This is a genomic window from Anaerolineales bacterium (assembly GCA_003105035.1).
In the GTDB taxonomy this organism is placed as follows: domain Bacteria; phylum Chloroflexota; class Anaerolineae; order Anaerolineales; family UBA4823; genus FEB-25.
This window is the reverse complement of sequence record PQAL01000038.1, coordinates 158,608-173,662: the sequence shown is the minus strand read 5'-3', so window position 1 is coordinate 173,662 and position 15,055 is coordinate 158,608. Positions and strand designations below refer to the sequence as shown.

At 53.8% G+C, this 15,055-nt stretch carries 14 protein-coding genes; 1 reads left to right on the top strand and 13 read right to left on the bottom strand.

Going from position 1 to position 15,055, the window contains the following annotated elements; all coding sequences use genetic code 11:
• Nucleotides 1-19: 19 nt before the first annotated feature.
• Nucleotides 20-1,060, bottom strand: coding sequence for an electron transfer flavoprotein subunit alpha (locus C3F13_17605; GenBank protein ID PWB50280.1), 1,041 nt, complete (start codon nt 1,058-1,060; stop codon nt 20-22).
• Nucleotides 1,057-1,854, bottom strand: coding sequence for an electron transfer flavoprotein subunit beta (locus C3F13_17600; protein ID PWB50279.1), 798 nt, complete (start codon nt 1,852-1,854; stop codon nt 1,057-1,059). Before C3F13_17600 ends, C3F13_17605 begins: the two co-directional genes overlap by 4 nt.
• A 172-nt stretch (nt 1,855-2,026) precedes the next feature.
• Here C3F13_17600 and C3F13_17595 point away from each other — a divergent pair, with 172 nt between their 5' ends.
• Complete coding sequence (locus tag C3F13_17595) at nt 2,027-2,254, top strand: hypothetical protein (protein ID PWB50278.1); 228 nt, start codon at nt 2,027-2,029, stop codon at nt 2,252-2,254.
• 170 nt (nt 2,255-2,424) lie between these two features.
• Here C3F13_17595 and C3F13_17590 read toward each other — a convergent pair whose 3' ends face one another.
• From C3F13_17590 to C3F13_17540, 11 genes are all read right to left on the bottom strand, one after another.
• Complete coding sequence (locus C3F13_17590) at nt 2,425-4,578, bottom strand: hypothetical protein (protein ID PWB50277.1); 2,154 nt, start codon at nt 4,576-4,578, stop codon at nt 2,425-2,427.
• A gap of 136 nt (nt 4,579-4,714) precedes the next feature.
• The gene (locus C3F13_17585) at nt 4,715-5,800 is read right to left on the bottom strand and encodes a hypothetical protein (GenBank protein ID PWB50276.1); all 1,086 of its coding nucleotides are present in this window, start codon (nt 5,798-5,800) and stop codon (nt 4,715-4,717) included.
• Nucleotides 5,801-5,816: 16 nt separating this feature from the next.
• A complete protein-coding gene (locus tag C3F13_17580) occupies nt 5,817-6,779 on the bottom strand; it encodes a glycosyl transferase family 2 (protein PWB50275.1) in 963 nt (320 codons plus the stop codon).
• Between the two features lie 79 nt (nt 6,780-6,858).
• Entirely contained in the window at nt 6,859-8,019 is a 1,161-nt protein-coding gene (locus C3F13_17575; protein ID PWB50274.1) for a UDP-N-acetylglucosamine 2-epimerase (non-hydrolyzing), read from the bottom strand.
• Nucleotides 8,016-8,903 (bottom strand): dTDP-4-dehydrorhamnose reductase, encoded by an 888-nt coding sequence (rfbD, locus tag C3F13_17570; protein ID PWB50273.1) that lies wholly within the window; start codon nt 8,901-8,903, stop codon nt 8,016-8,018. Before rfbD ends, C3F13_17575 begins: the two co-directional genes overlap by 4 nt.
• Nucleotides 8,904-8,938: 35 nt before the next feature.
• Nucleotides 8,939-9,826: a glucose-1-phosphate thymidylyltransferase gene (gene rfbA, locus C3F13_17565; protein ID PWB50272.1), complete on the bottom strand. Its 888-nt coding sequence runs from the start codon at nt 9,824-9,826 to the stop codon at nt 8,939-8,941.
• A gap of 15 nt (nt 9,827-9,841) precedes the next feature.
• Nucleotides 9,842-10,918 carry a dTDP-glucose 4,6-dehydratase gene (gene rfbB / locus C3F13_17560; GenBank protein PWB50271.1) on the bottom strand — a complete coding sequence of 359 codons (1,077 nt, stop codon included), beginning with the start codon at nt 10,916-10,918 and terminating at the stop codon, nt 9,842-9,844.
• Nucleotides 10,915-11,475 (bottom strand): dTDP-4-dehydrorhamnose 3,5-epimerase, encoded by a 561-nt coding sequence (gene rfbC, locus C3F13_17555; protein ID PWB50270.1) that lies wholly within the window; start codon nt 11,473-11,475, stop codon nt 10,915-10,917. The genes rfbB and rfbC overlap by 4 nt, the downstream gene beginning before the upstream one ends.
• A gap of 60 nt (nt 11,476-11,535) precedes the next feature.
• On the bottom strand, nt 11,536-12,330 hold the full coding sequence (locus C3F13_17550; GenBank protein ID PWB50269.1) for a glycosyltransferase: 795 nt from the start codon (nt 12,328-12,330) through the stop codon (nt 11,536-11,538).
• Nucleotides 12,330-13,406, bottom strand: coding sequence for a hypothetical protein (locus C3F13_17545; protein ID PWB50268.1), 1,077 nt, complete (start codon nt 13,404-13,406; stop codon nt 12,330-12,332). The genes C3F13_17550 and C3F13_17545 overlap by 1 nt, the downstream gene beginning before the upstream one ends.
• On the bottom strand, nt 13,340-14,872 hold the full coding sequence (locus C3F13_17540) for a hypothetical protein (GenBank protein ID PWB50267.1): 1,533 nt from the start codon (nt 14,870-14,872) through the stop codon (nt 13,340-13,342). Before C3F13_17540 ends, C3F13_17545 begins: the two co-directional genes overlap by 67 nt.
• Nucleotides 14,873-15,055 lie beyond the last annotated feature (183 nt).

The window sequence follows — 15,055 nt, the reverse complement described above, 5'->3', positions numbered from 1 at the left end:
CAGGGGAGTGTTTTGCCAACTATTTACCCAGGCGCTTACGGAACGCTTCTGTAAGAGCCGGGATGATGGCATACAGGTCACCTACGACGCCATAACGGGCCAGCTTAAAGATGGGAGCTTCAGGGTCGCGATTGATAGCCACGATGACCTTACTGGTGCGCATGCCAGCTTGATGCTGGATAGCACCGGAGATACCGCATGCGACGTACAGATCGGGGGAGACAACCTTGCCGGTTTGACCGACCTGGTGTGAATAAGGGATGTATCCCGCATCCACCGCGGCACGGCTGGCGCCAACAGCTGCGTGGAGAACCTGGGCGAGATCTTCGATGAGCTTAAAGCCTTGCTGAGCTTTCCAAATTTCAGCCTGCTTTTCATCCAACCCAGCTGGTGGGGTGAGGGCAGGGTTGTTTGAGACACCACGACCGCCTGAAACGATCACAGAGGCATCCGACAGGCTGACACCAGCTTCGCCGGCGGCATACGATTCCACCTTGCTGGGGATATCGGCTTCACTGAGGACGGGACTGACCCGCGTGATCGTGCCTGTTTGCGAGGTATCGGGAGGCAGCTTGGCAAACGCCCTGCCGCGCAAGGTGACCAGCTGTGGACGGGTGAGGCAGGTAACCAGGCTCAATAGCTTACCGGCGTAAATGGGGCGGGTGGCGAGCAAAGCTCCATCTTTGACTTCCAGGGCGGTCACATCGGGCAGGACGCCAGTATTCAAATCGATGGCAGACATGGCTGCCAGCTCGCGCCCGCGGGTGGTGGTGGGGAAGAGAATCACCTCGGGCGCGGATTCTCCGGCCAGTTTAGCCAACAAAGCGGTATAAGGCTCGGGGCGATAATCGTCCAGGGTAGCATCATCCGCCAGCAGGACCTCATCGGCGCCGTAATGGAAGGCTTCCATTGCAACGGGTTCGACACCTTTTCCAAAAACCAGGGCGGTGACGCCTCCGCCGAGCTGACCGGCCAGGTTTTTAGCCTCCCCGACAGCTTCCCAGGAAGTGGGTAGGGCATTCCCTTTATATTGGTCAATGTATACCCAGATCTTGTTCATAGGATCTTCTCCGCCATGATCTTATCAGCCAGTGATTCAGCGATCTCCTGCGGGCTGCTGCCGGTGATCATTTCTGTGGTGATCTGGCGTTGAGGTGGGTTAAAGATCTCGGGCCAGCTGATATTCGCCTTGAGGCCGCTGAGCCCAAGGTCGGCTAACGACCAGATCGGGATGACCGCCCGGGAGGCTTTTCGGATACCCATGAAAGACGGGTAGCGTGGTTCGCCAAAATCCTTAACGATGCTGAGGACGGCGGGTAGCTTAGCACTCACTGTCAGGCGGCCTTCTTCAGCACTACGCAGGACCTGGATGGTGCGTGCGGCGGGATCAACATTGGCGATCACGGCCACAAGCGTCAATGCAGGCCAACCCAGCAAGCGAGCTGTCTGTGCAGCCGCAAGGCCAGTATCGGTATCAATCGCCTGCCGACCAAGGAAAGCTAGATCGACATCGCCGATCTTTTTGATGGCGCCTGCAAGGACACGCGCAGTTACCTGGCTGTCCATCTGGGCAAGCGCTTCATCTGAAATCAGGATGGCATCTGAGCAGCCCATAGCCAGGGCATGTTTGAGGGCTTCCTTGGAGTTCTCGCCTCCGATGCTGACTGCTACGACGCTGCCGTTGTGGGCTTCCGCCTGTTGAAGAGCAGCCTCTACCGCATACTCATCCCAAGGATTGATGACGAGGGGTGAATCACCCCAATTCGCCTTGCCATCCACCGCGGTGAGCTTGGCAGCTGAATCTGGAACTTGTTTTACGCAAACTGCAATTTTCAAGTCTGACCTCCTTTCGATGTTTGCATTATCTTCGTAAAATAGGTAGAGAGGATATCAATCGGATTAATTATGACTTATGATTCATTATACAGTGAAATGAAAGAAATATCACAATCCAACAGGTTCATTAAGATACTGTAGCTATATTATAATATGAGCAACGGGATGAAAATTTTGAGAGGAGGTCACGATGAACAAGGTCATTAGCTTCCTTACGGGTGCGATTTTAGGCGGGCTGGTCGGTGCTACGATTGCCATCCTGATGGCACCCAGCTCAGGAATCGAATTACGGGGGCAGATCCAGGAACGGTCGATCGAGCTACGGGATGAAATTAAATCAGTTGCCCAGGAGCGTCGAGCTGAACTGGAAAGAGAGCTGGAATCACTGAGAGCGCCTTCCAGAAAACAGCAAGGCTAACGAGCTGGCACGCAAAGAGGTATACCTGCAATTAGCTGGCTGTAGGGATTTTAGTAATTAAGGCGTTTCCGGATATGAGCTATCCGGGAAAAAACTAATAGAATTTTTCAATTAAATAAAAGTGGGGCTGTTCGCTTGCGTGAACAGCCCCACTTTTATTGATAATACTATCAGGGTTGGGTGATAGTATAACGATAAGGTGCACTCTGGCGTGTGAAACGTGTAGTCCCACTGACAACCAGCACGATATGATCCACGTCACCGCCAATGGTGAAGGGTATATTGGCGGTAATATCAGGCTGAAGGGGGATGTTTTTAACAGTAGCGGTGTGGCCCATGGTGATGAGAGCCAGGGAATAGGTTTGTGGGAGGATATTTTCGATGCGAGTCCAGCCTTCGGGCTGCCAGCCAGCCTCACAGTCTTCAAAATCAGTCTGGTAGCCGATCTCGGGGATCGAGATATCATCCAACAGGAAGCCCTCACCCGTTAAATTCGAGTCGGTGATATATTCAAAGCGGAGAGAAACTTTTTTTCCAGCGTATTGTGATAAATCGACCTGCTCCTGGATCCAATGAGGAGATGAACCGAAACCACTGGCACCGGTATACCCCCATCCATAACTATTGCCCTGGGGATTGGTAGATGAGCCGGAAGGTGTGGTCAGAATTTGCCAGTGCTCACCATCGGTAGAGGCTTCAAGGTAGACGTAATCCCAGCCATCTTCTATATCAAACCAGGTCCAATAGGATAAGGTCAAGGGACCGGTCTCAGCTGTGAAATCGAAGGTGTGTGTCAGCCTGGTATCGGATTCGTCTGTCTTATCGGACCAGAAAGCGTAGCGGCCTGAATGGGGATCCTGGGGAAGCAGGGGAGTCTGGATTGAGCCTTCAAAATGCAGGGTATAGCTACCCGGGCAGGTGACACGGATATAATCCACGCCATATTGATGGACATCGCGGGTATAACTCTCGCCTGGGCAGGAGCGAATATCATCGGTAGGGCCAGCTGGAGGTGTTCCACGGAAGCTGGTGTAGGCATAACGGCCATCACCAACCGCGGAGTCCATTAGGTAATTCGTGACAGCCCAATCGCGGAAGAAGTCATCGGCAGAAATGGGCAACCCGGTCAGGGGATCGTTGGCTTGGATGTGTTGAAGGCTGGTCTCCACGCTGTCAAGGTCGTTTTCCTGGTTGGCGACCAAGGCTTGGGTGGCTGTTTCACCAAAGCGATCGAGGAAATAAGTCATGAACAAAAAACTTGCCCCATAATGAGGCGTGGTATCTTCGATGGCATCATCCGGCCAATTGGTTAGCTGTAGATCGGTCTGGCTCGTGTACAGGGCATCAAACCCACCAGAGTAGTACTGGTTGAGCAGTACGGCAAGTTCAGAAAAACCTTCATTGATCCAAGATGATTCATTCCGATCCTGGTACCAGTGGATCATGTGTTGAAATTCATGGGCGAGAACACCAAAGGTATACTGATCATCCAGGGGGGAGTTATCGGCATTAACCATAAAGATCTCATGAGCATTGGAATACTCATTGACCTGGGGAGGATATTCATCGGACGACGAAAAATAACCGGCATTTTCATCACCGAGCTCACGAGCATAAAGGATATAGATATGCGGGTCACCATCTATCCCGGTGGTCCATTCACTGCCAAAGAAGGCTCGGTTGGTAGGGTATATCCGATCCTCAAATGCATTTGCCAGGGCTTTCAGGTCACGCTCACGGTATCTAACACCATTTTCGATCCAAAAATAAGCATGATCGGTGACATAGCGTAAGGTGGCACTGACCTTAAAATTGTCCGACTCATCGTTCCCCACCCAGAATTCCTGTTGGTCACCAACAGAAAAGAAACCAGGAGGGGGTGTGGAGGTAGTTGATAAATCATCCAAACCTAGCAAGCGATGGGCGAGATCGGCTGGGTCATTGATGGGGATCGAAGCAATCTTGAGGGCATCACGGGTTTCGGTGGTGACGCTAACAGGTCGTGAATCCACATGCGGAGCAGGGGTATTGCCTGGATTTTGAGAACCTTGAGGGATTTCCTGTAATCCAGTTGTCGGCTGTGGCTGTATTGGGGACGGACGAACAACTAACGGCGTCGAGGTTGGTAAGCTATCTTCAACCGGGAATGATGTAATATCGAAGTGGTAAGTGGGGGCGATGGAAATATACCGTGCAATACCGATCAAGCTGGCTGTCAGGCAGAAAATTGACACACACCCGAGGACAATCACAACAATAATACACGCTATCCAACCATTCTTGGGCATATTTATCCTATTAGACTTTGAGGAGGCTGCGGGCATTATAATTCAAAATGTGGTATGTCTACAAGGTGGGCAATTTTAAGCAAGCCGGTCAGTGGTTGTCCATCCTCAATGATTAAAAAAAACATGGGTGCCCGTCGAGGCACCCATGCACTGAAGGTGATTAAAAACGACCTCAGGGGTTGAACAAGAGGTCGAACGGTTGGGTATAGATGGTTTCGATATAATTCGCCAGTGATCTTGTAACGGATACCCGCCACCAGTAGGTTCCCTGAGAGATGTGGTTGCCATTATCCAACGTGCCGTCCCACATGTAGCTGGTGGAGGCCAGCAAGCTGGATGTCCAAACGGGTTGCTCGCTGCCAGATGGACCTACTTCAACATGGTATGCGCCTCCATTGCTATACAGAGACCAGGAAAACTGGAGTGGATTGGACGAGCTGATGACGGATGCAGAATATGCTGCTCCATCGACAGGTGCCTGTAAGCCGAAAAGCATATCGTTGAGATCGATACTAAGCTCAAGGTCGGGGATGTTGATGGGGTTGGCACCTATGGGAAGCGTGCCTTCAACGCGTGCCATAGAAGCGATATCCGTAAGGGAAACGAGGCTGGGATTTTGTGATTGTTTAAAGACGATGCTGAAGTTTGTCCCTGGTGCAAGGGTGACGAACATATAATGCCCACCTAAACCAGTGGTGGTTTGGCGGGGAGCGGCATCATCGGTAAAGACAAGGATCACACTCGGTAGTGGTGTGGCATTTTGAATTACTCGTCCGGTGACGCCCACCTCACCGGGTGCGAAGGTGGATGTGGCTGTAGCAGGTGTTCCAGTTGCCAATGTAGGGGTGGAGGGAGTGCGGCTCGTGGTGGGGTTAACCGTGGTGGAGACAATCGGACGAAAAGTTGGCGAAACAAGTGCTGGCGGGTAGGGTTGTGTGCCTTCCGGCAGTGGAAATGAAGAGGGCACAAAAGTGACCGGAGCTTCAGTTGGGGCAGGTAGCTGAGTGTAGGCAGCGCCAGGGGTAACAAAGGCAGCGAGGGGTGTGTAGGAGGTCTGACGGGTGGGCGGAATGGGGGTTGGGGTCAGATTCAGGCCCGAGGAGATGGTTTGGGTGGGCGAAGATGTGCTGATCAAGGCGGAGAATGGTAGCGGTGCAAGAGGATTCTGCAGGAGAAAAAATGAGAAGGCAGCCAGGAGCAACACTACTGCAGCCAGAGCAAGGAGCAAGAGCTGATTGGTAGTCAGGTTCTTGAGCATTTTTATCAGTTAATCTTCATGAACGGCGCGGGCCAGCATACTTATTGGACCTCAGGGCGTTGGCAACAAGTGAGATAAGCAGTTTTACACCCATGAGTCCATAATAAAACCAGTTGAACAGGAAGAAATAATCGCTGGCAAGATTCTTTCTGTAATATAGATAATAGGAGCGGTGCCACTCAAATATTGATTTGTAAGGTTGGGCGCGCGAACCACCCTGACCGCCAAAGTGAATGATCTGAGCCACTGGCAGGTAGACCACCTTCCAGCCAGCTTTCTTCACCTGGAAACAATAATCCGCATCCTCCTGGTAGGCAAAAAAAACCTCATCCAAGAAGCCGACCTGATCCAACACTGATCGCCTGATCAACATACAGGACCCAGAGATGCCATCCACTTCGTGGATCTCGTCTTCGTCAAGGTAGTTTAGCAAATACCCGCCAAAAAACTTACTGCGCGGAAAGAGAGCAGACAACCCTGAAAAATAGCTGAATGCAGCCCATGGGCGAGATACCCCGCGTTTACAAGCTTTTTGCAAGGTGCCGTCTCGATTAAGCACCTTTGGACCGCAGATACCCACCTCGGGGTGTGTTTCCATGTAGTCAACCAAGGCGTTTATGGCTCCGGGGAGGACAATCGTGTCGGGGTTGAGCAGGAGCATATACCTGCCCTGGCTGACCTGTAGCGCCTGGTTGACCGGACGGGTGAAACCCAGGTTGCGGGAATTCTTGACGAGCCTGGCAGCTGGAAATTCAACTGCCAGCATATCCAGCGTGTCATCTGTGGAGGCATTGTCGACGACGATGACTTCAGCAGTGAGTCTTTTATTCGCATCCGGCGTATCTACAGAGTGTTGGCTGCTTTCGTCTGAGCTGGTTTCCAACCAGGATAACCCAGGCTGCGCGCGGATCGAAACCAGACAGGACCGCAGGTATGCAGAAGCGTTGAGGGTAGGGATACAAATTGAAAGGTCGATCATCACTGAGGTAGGATGGCTATTTTCACCCGGCTTGAGTGGCTCTAATACAGGTCGAGGGCAGGTTTCAAGGCGTGGCTATTCACGCGGAGTAATCCAGGATAGCCTGCACGATACGCCCAGCAGCCTGGCCATCACCGTAAGGGTTGATCGCCTGAGCCATTTCCGTGTATGCAAGCGGGTCATCGAATAAACGGCAAGCCTGAAAGACAATCTCTGCTTGATCGGTGCCAACCAGGCGGACCGTGCCAGCTTTAACCCCCTCAGGACGTTCGGTGACTGCCCGCATGACCAGCACCGGGGTACCGAATGCCGGAGCTTCCTCCTGCAAACCACCCGAATCGGTCAGTACCAGGCTGGCATGCCGCATCAGCTGGACCATGGGGAGGTAATCGAGGGGGTCGAGCAGAATGATATTGGGAATGCCATCCAGAAGGCGGTGGACCGGTTGCTGTACGTTCGGGTTGAGGTGCACGGGGTAAACAATGCGGATACCATCCCCATAGCGGATGGAGAGCTGGCTGAGGCTCCGGCAGATATTCTCAAGGGGTTCGCCGAAGTTTTCACGCCGGTGGGCTGTCACCAGGATCAGGCGGGGAGAACCGGCCTGGTTTTTCACCAGTGGTTCGGAGGCTTGATATGGGATGCCAATGTGCTGGAAAAGGCTGAGCACAGCTGGTGTGGGTGCCAGGCGGGAGACCGACTGCAAGGCATCGATCACCGGGTTGCCGGTGACAACCACGTGAGCAGAGGGGATGTTCTCATTGATTAGATTCTGGCGAGCCCAATCGGTGGGTGCGAAGTGCAGGTCGGTGACCACGCTAGCCAGACGGCGGTTAATCTCTTCGGGGAAGGGCTGCCACTTATCATTGGTACGCAAACCGGCTTCCACATGGCCGACGCGGATCCGTCGGTAATAGGCAGCCAGGGCTGCAGCCATGACGGTGGTGGTGTCACCCTGGACCAGGATCCAATCGGGCTGCAGACTGGTCAGCACAGGGTCGATGTGGGTGAAGATCTCAGCAGTCAATGAGGCCAGGCTCTGGTCGGGTTGCATCAGGTTAAGGTCGACATCGGGATGGATATTAAACAATCCCAGCACCTGGTCGAGCATCTGGCGGTGTTGGGCGGTGACGCATACCAATGGCTCGATACCCCTAGTGCGTGCCAGAGCCTGCACCACGGGAGCCATTTTCACCGCTTCGGGGCGGGTGCCGAAGACCGACAGGACTTTTAAGCTCATAGGCTCTCCATGGCGAGTTTTAACGCCAGGCGCCAGTCTGGCAACTGAAAACCAAAAGTATTGAGGAAATTGTCACAATTTAAGGCGGAAAATGATGGTCGGGTTGCTGGCGTGGGGAACTCTGAAGTCAGGGCTGGTGAGATTTCATGGATGGTAAGTCGCTCAGGGTGCGGATATTGGCTGAGCACCTGCTGCCCCCATTCGAGCCGGCTGCAATAACCTGCTCCAGCTAGGTGGTACAAACCACGGTGATCTGAGATGTACCCAAGCGGGTCTGTATGGCCTTGAGCGATAAGCTGGCTAGTGGCTTCAGCCAGCATGCGTGCCCAGGTCGGTCCGCTGACCTGATCGGTCACCAGGCGCAGCGGGGGTTTCCCTTGAGCCCATTGTAAGACCTTGGTCACGAAGCTGTCGCGGCGCAGGCTGTATACCCAGCTGGTGCGCAAGATGAGATATGCCCCACCAACCTGCTGGATAGCCTGCTCACCGGCGAGCTTGGTCTGACCATAGACACCCAATGGATGCGGTTGATCGCTTTCCAGGTAAGGCGACCCTTTCAGACCATCAAAGACGTAATCGGTAGAATAGTGAATCAATGCAGAGTTAATGTTGCGTGCTTCCTCAGCCAGAGCGCCAGGTGCGGCAGAGTTAATGAGGTGTGCCTGCTCGGGTTCTGATTCAGCGCGATCCACGGCAGTGTAGGCGGTGGCATTGATTATCAGCTGAGGCCCGCAGGAGTGGATGAGCTGGTGGAGACTCTTGAGATCAGCCAGGTCGATAGCTGGATAGTCGCAGGCATTGAGCTCACCTAACGGTGATAGGCTGCGTTCCAATTCCCAGCCCAGCTGGCCGGTGTTTCCGAGCAGAAGAATGCGTATAGTCATTTTATAGAGGTTGTTTATGGTGCTCTGCCGGGGATTTACTGCTGATGAAAGGGAAGCTCATCCTCCAAGAGCTGGAGCAGGTAACGGCCGTACTGGTTCGTGTCCATGGAGTGTGCCTGGCGTTGAAGCTCACTGGCATTGATGAAACCCAGCCGGTAAGCAATTTCCTCCGGGCAGGAGATCATCATCCCCTGGCGATCCTGGACGGTCTGAACAAAATTACTGGCCTGTAAAAGAGCTTCATGGGTGCCGGCATCCAACCAGGCCACACCGCGACCAAGCACATCCACGCGCAGCTGGCCGCGTGATAGATATATCATGTTAAGGTCGGTGATCTCAATCTCACCGCGGGGCGAAGGGGTGAGGCTGGCAGCCAGGTCACAGACCTGCGAGTCATAAAAATACATGCCAGGGACGGCATAATGTGAGCGAGGCTGAGAGGGTTTTTCCTCAATACTGAGGGCCAGGCCATTGGCATCGAATTCGACCACGCCGTAGCGTTCAGGGTCACGCACGGGATAGGCAAAAATCAGGGCGCCTTCCAAGAGCTGTGCAGACGTGCGTAATTGTGCTGGCAGGCCATGACCGAAGAAAATGTTATCACCCAGGATCAAGCAGACTGGCTCGCCGGCAATGAACTCCCTGCCTACCAGGAAGGCATCCGCAAGACCGCGTGGCTCGGCCTGCGTGGTATAAGAAAACTGCAAACCCAGGTGTGAGCCATCCCTGAGCAGGCTGCGGAAGGCAGGCAGGGCGTCGGGTGTGCTGATGACCAGGATTTCACGTATCCCGGCTAGCATCAGCATGGACAGCGGATAGTAAACCATGGGTTTATCGTAGACAGGCAGGAGCTGCTTGCTGACCCCGATGGTGAGTGGATACAAACGTGTGCCCTTACCGCCTGACAGGATGATGCCTTTCATGCACGCCTCCTCAATTTACTGCCGTTTGTCGTAATTACGCTCCAGCCACTGCTGATAATCTTGCTGCTGGCGGATGGCTGACACCCATTCGGGATTAGCCAGATACCATTTAATAGTCTTCTGCAAGCCGCTGCCGAGGGATTCCCTGGGTTGCCAGCCCAATTCGGTTTTTATTTTGCTGATATCCAGGGCATAGCGACGGTCATGCCCCGGACGGTCGGGCACGAAACGCATCAACATTGAATGTGGCACGGAGGGTGAATCAGGCACCAGCTCGTCCATGGCAGCACACAGGTGATTGACCACCTCCAGGTTGGTCGGCTGGGAGCCAGCCGCAATATTGTACGTTTGCCCGAGGCTTCCATGACGCAGCACCTTCCAAATGGCTTCACAGTGATCCTCAACATACAACCAATCGCGAATCTGAGCACCATCACCGTAAATGGGCAAAGGTATGCCGTCCAGGGCGTTGAGGATCATCAGCGGGATGAGCTTCTCAGGGAACTGATAGGGACCATAGTTGTTGGTGCAATGGGTTATGGAATAGGGCAGGCCATAGGTGTGACCGAAGGCGCGCACGTAATGGTCTGCGGCAGCCTTGGAGGCGGAGTAGGGTGAGCTGGGTGAATAGGGGGTTCCCTCCGTCCAGGCAGACTCACTGGGCTTGAGTGTGCCGAATACTTCATCAGTGGAGATTTGGTGAAAGCGTAGCTCAGCATGCGGGATGGCTTTCTCTTGCAGCCAGTAGGCGCGAGCGGCTTCCAGCAAGGTGAAGGTGCCGATAACATTCGTCCGCAGAAAATGCTCTGGGTACAAGATCGAGCGGTCAACGTGCGTCTCAGCAGCGAAGTTTACCACCGTGTCAACCTTGAAGAAGTGGAAAAGGTGATCGACGAGTGCACGGTCGCAGATATCGCCGCGGAAAAAGGTGTGCCGCTCGGGAGCAGGCAGATCCTTGAGGTTCTCCTGGCTACCGGCATAAGAGAGCAGGTCCAGGTTGATCACCTGAATCTCTGGTTCGGCTTTAAGCAAGTAGCGAACGAAGTTCGAACCGATGAACCCCGCACCACCGGTGACAAGGATATTTTTCATCGTATCTCCTGTAGGTATACTTCCGCTTCTGAGAGAGGTTTGCCCTGCCGATCCTTGGCTGAGAGAACTGGTTGTTCACCGGCTGGGATTGGCCAGGTGATATTCAGGTCAGGGTCGTTCCAGAGTAAGGTGCGCTCCCATTCGGGGGCATAATAATCGGTGGCTTTATAGACTACTTCGGCCCACTCGCTCTGGACGTAAAAACCATGGGCAAAGCCGGGTGGGATCCACAGCTCGGATTTGTTCCTGGCAGTCAGCTCGATCCCGACCCACTGCCCGAAAGTAGGCGACCATTTTCGAAGATCGACAGCTACGTCGTAGATCTCGCCTGCCACGACACGCATGATCTTGCCCTGCGCCTGGCGAATCTGATAATGCAAGCCGCGCAACGTTCCATGCTGTGAGCCAGAATGGTTATCCTGCACGTAGATGAATGGCAAACCGGCAGCACCGAAACGCTGCGCCTGGTAGGTTTCAAAGAAGAAGCCGCGCTCATCGCCGAAAACCTTGGGTGTGATGAGGACGATATCTGGGATCGTAGTAGGTTCAAACTGCATGCTATTCATACTCCGAATGGGATGTGTGCAATTGTAATCTTAATTTCGATTCGATCTGACTTAGAAGGTGAGGATTTTTCGCAGCTTCACCCGCAAACGCAGGGGCAACCAGGCATACAATGTACGCCGGGCCAGCCAGCGAGCCTGGAGCAGCGATGGACGACGGCCACATTCGCGCTGGTACACGCGTATCATTTCCGGATAGCAGCGGTCATCGATGGTGAGCGATTTACCCCCACCGTGCAGGCGGAAATTCGCCCACAGCCCGGGTGTGTAGATCAGGGGACCGAGCTTACTCAAGCGGACCCACAGGTCATAGTCCATGGCGAAGTGGAACGACTCATCCAGTGGGGCGACCTGCTTCCAGGCAGATGCCCTGAAGAAGGTTGTCTGCTGGGGGATGTGGACCGAACCACGCAAGAGCCTAGCCAAGTCGGTCTGGTGGGAAGGGAATTGCCCGATCACCTGGCCTTGCTCATCGATCAGGTTGGCATCGGCATAAACCAATGGAGCTTCAGGATGAGCCTGCAGGTAGGCGACCGCCCTGGCTACTGCACCGTGTAAATAGGTGTCATCTGAATTGAGCCAGGCGAAGATCTCGCCACGGGCGTGACTGAAACCCTTGTTGATGGCCTCCGTTTGACCGCGGTCCTTTTCGGAGACCCACCAGGCCAGCTGGTTAGCGTAGCGCTGGATAACCTCAAGCGAGCCATCCGTTGAGCCACCATCCACAATGAGGTACTCCAGGTTGGGGTAATCCTGGGTCAGTACTGAGCGGATGGTCTCTTCTATGAAGCGGCCCTGGTTGTAGGATGGGGTAAGGATGGAAACGAGGGGCAGTTCAGGCACAGGGATTAGCGCGCTCCTGAAGAGTCGGCATTGACCAGGGTTACTCCCTGCATATCCACCCGCAGGGCCTGACCGTGGTGCTGGAAGCGGCGGCGGGTGCTGCGGTAAGCCAGGAAAAGCTTGCCCAAGCCAATAGCATTACCAGCAGCCTGGACCAGCTTGTACCATACGCGCAGGACAGCCTTCGGAGAATAGCGCCAACCCTGCCGGAAATGGGCCAGAGCCTGGCGGGATTCACCAGCATCGATCAGACGTTTGGCAGCAAATATGTGCAAGCCGGCGTAGATACTGGAACGTTGTTGGTTGAATAGGTGTTGCACCGCAGGATCAGCTTCTTGCGATTGGACGAAGTGGAAAGCTTCATCCACAAAGCGGGCAGCCTGGGCGATCGTCTTGGCATCCGAATGGGTACGTTCGACGGCCCAGGTCTCATTAACATGCAGGATCGGGAACCTGGCGGCGATCTTCACCCACAGGGTATGGTCAAGGATGAGATGATAATCAGCGGGTAGGTAACCAGCCATTTCCAACGCTTCTCGGCGCATGAAGACCGTTGGCTGGAGAAGGACGTTGAATGACAGCAAATCCACCGCATTGTACTGGGGATAGGCATGCCAATCAAGGACATTAAGGCTGGCATCGACCATGACTCCATCGGCATAGACCATGCCAATTTCGGGATGTGACAGCATGGCCTGCATGGCCTGGCTGATGGTATCGGGACGGAAATAAAGGTCGTCGGAATTTAACCAGGCGATAATCTGCCCTTGCGCCTGGTGGAAACCTTTGTTGATCGCTTCGGCCTGACCATGATCAGGCTCGGATACCCACCAGGCGAAGTGACTGCCATAACGCTCGATGATTGCGCGGCTGCCATCCTGCGAGGCCCCATCCACCAGCAGGTACTCGAAATTAGGATAATCCTGGCAGAGGACGGATTGGATGGTTTGTTCGAGGTAAAGTGCCTGGTTGTAGGACGGAGTGATGATCGATACCAGGGGGAGTTGCTGAGCGATCAATGCGGGGCAGCTTCCTTGGGCTGGGTCAAATCGAAAATGAGATAACCATCCCCTTCGCCATATACGGGATAATGCTCATACAGGTAGGATTTAAGCATGGGCAGGGCATTGAAGTCGTTCATCATGGTGACCACGAAATAATCCTGCCCATTGGCGGTGTTTTCGAATAGGGTTTGAAATTCTGCCTGGGGGTCAGAAGTGCTGCTAAGAGCTTGCTCATCAGCTGCGGTAGGTAACCAGGGGGTGACGTGGCGCCAGCCATAATAGGCTATGCGGTATCCCTGCTCATGAGTCAGGCCGATCAGGTCACCTTCCTTAGGAAGCGCTTCACCAAGCCTCTGCCAGGCGATGGCTTCAGCCCGGTAGTTCTTTCCATATAAAATTGAGCGCCCGATCCAGGCGGAATACCCGATCGAACATACGAGTATGGCGACTACCGCCCAAGAGGCAGCATGACCGCGTTGCGTGATGCGATCGAAGATCAAGGCGGCGATAGGGGCAAGAGATAAGGCAATGGCAGGGATGAGTGGAATGGAATAGTATTCGTGGGTGGTGATATGGTAGGAGAAAGCCATGCCATACAGGAAGTAACCCAGCCATAAAGCCAGGGGGATAATGCGGGCTTTCTTAGGTAGCAACCAGACGCCTACGAAGCTGATGATTGCCACCCCGAGATCCACTAGGCCACCGGTAAAGATGATCCAGCGGATATAGAAGGAAGGCTGGATCCAATTCTTAAGCAGACCTATGCTGAACGACAGCCAAAAACTCGAGCTATCAGGAATGACGAACAGATAGTAAATAGCTGGAGGAATAATCAGCAAGCCAATCATCGTCCAAACCTGCGGGTGGGTAAGGGCCTTCTTGAAACCAAGGCTCGCCAGTACCACGCCAACCAGCATCAAGAGGATGGGGAAAACCGCGGGGAGCTTAATATAAGCTGCCAGCCCTGCCAGCAAGCCGGTGAGGATGGCCCACTTCCAGCTGGGGGATTCACCCCAGCGGTACAGGGTGTAAGCCACCCACAGGGTGAGCATCACCATGATCAGGTCGGGCTGGAAGATGCGGCTGAAGATGACACTCCATGGCAGGAAGTAATAGAAGATAAGTGGGGCGATGGCAGCCAGGGCGGAGGTCATGCGACGTGCCAGGAGATACAGGGCAAGGCCACCCGACACCCAGAACAGGATGGCGTATAGGCGGGCGATCCACAAATGCTCTCCACCCGCGACCAAGTAGATGAGTGCTACCAGCCCTTCGAAGACAGAGGGCTCGCGAGGATCCATGGTGTTGGCAAGGTAAACTGCCTGAGCACGTTGAGCAGGGTCAGCGGAGGGGAGCAGCTGGTAATAGATGGAGCGGGCGATGATAGCCCCGCGCAGCTGGCGTTGGGGGAAGATATCCAACGGCGGGTCGGTCAGGTCGAGTAGGCGTAATCCCGTGCCAAGGATGAAGATGCTAACAACACAGATGTAAACCCAAATTAGTGTGCGCTGATTATTACTTTGCTGCTTATTTTCTTCTTGCATTTAATGAAAAGCCTCCGCAATTAATAGATCCAGGCTAATTATTTTGATATATTCACAAAAATGGTACTAGGCTATTCTTCATCAACGATGATTTTATTAAAACCGTACGTTTAAGTACCTAAAAGCCCTGCAATCTGCACCAGTGTCACGGGAGTAATTAATAACTGAACGTAGAGCCAATAA

Excerpts from the sequence above, each read along its gene's own strand:
- C3F13_17605 (PWB50280.1), bottom strand. The coding sequence starts at position 1,060 with ATGAACAAGATCTGGGTATACATTGACCAATATAAAGGGAATGCCCTA.
- rfbD (PWB50273.1), bottom strand. The coding sequence starts at position 8,903 with ATGACTATACGCATTCTTCTGCTCGGAAACACCGGCCAGCTGGGCTGG.
- C3F13_17585 (PWB50276.1), bottom strand. The coding sequence starts at position 5,800 with ATGCTCAAGAACCTGACTACCAATCAGCTCTTGCTCCTTGCTCTGGCT.
- C3F13_17575 (PWB50274.1), bottom strand. The coding sequence starts at position 8,019 with ATGAGCTTAAAAGTCCTGTCGGTCTTCGGCACCCGCCCCGAAGCGGTG.
- rfbB (PWB50271.1), bottom strand. The coding sequence starts at position 10,918 with ATGAAAAATATCCTTGTCACCGGTGGTGCGGGGTTCATCGGTTCGAAC.
- C3F13_17540 (PWB50267.1), bottom strand. The coding sequence starts at position 14,872 with ATGCAAGAAGAAAATAAGCAGCAAAGTAATAATCAGCGCACACTAATT.
- C3F13_17595 (PWB50278.1), top strand. The coding sequence starts at position 2,027 with ATGAACAAGGTCATTAGCTTCCTTACGGGTGCGATTTTAGGCGGGCTG.
- rfbA (PWB50272.1), bottom strand. The coding sequence starts at position 9,826 with ATGAAAGGCATCATCCTGTCAGGCGGTAAGGGCACACGTTTGTATCCA.
- rfbC (PWB50270.1), bottom strand. The coding sequence starts at position 11,475 with ATGCAGTTTGAACCTACTACGATCCCAGATATCGTCCTCATCACACCC.
- C3F13_17580 (PWB50275.1), bottom strand. The coding sequence starts at position 6,779 with ATGATCGACCTTTCAATTTGTATCCCTACCCTCAACGCTTCTGCATAC.
- C3F13_17590 (PWB50277.1), bottom strand. The coding sequence starts at position 4,578 with ATGCCCGCAGCCTCCTCAAAGTCTAATAGGATAAATATGCCCAAGAAT.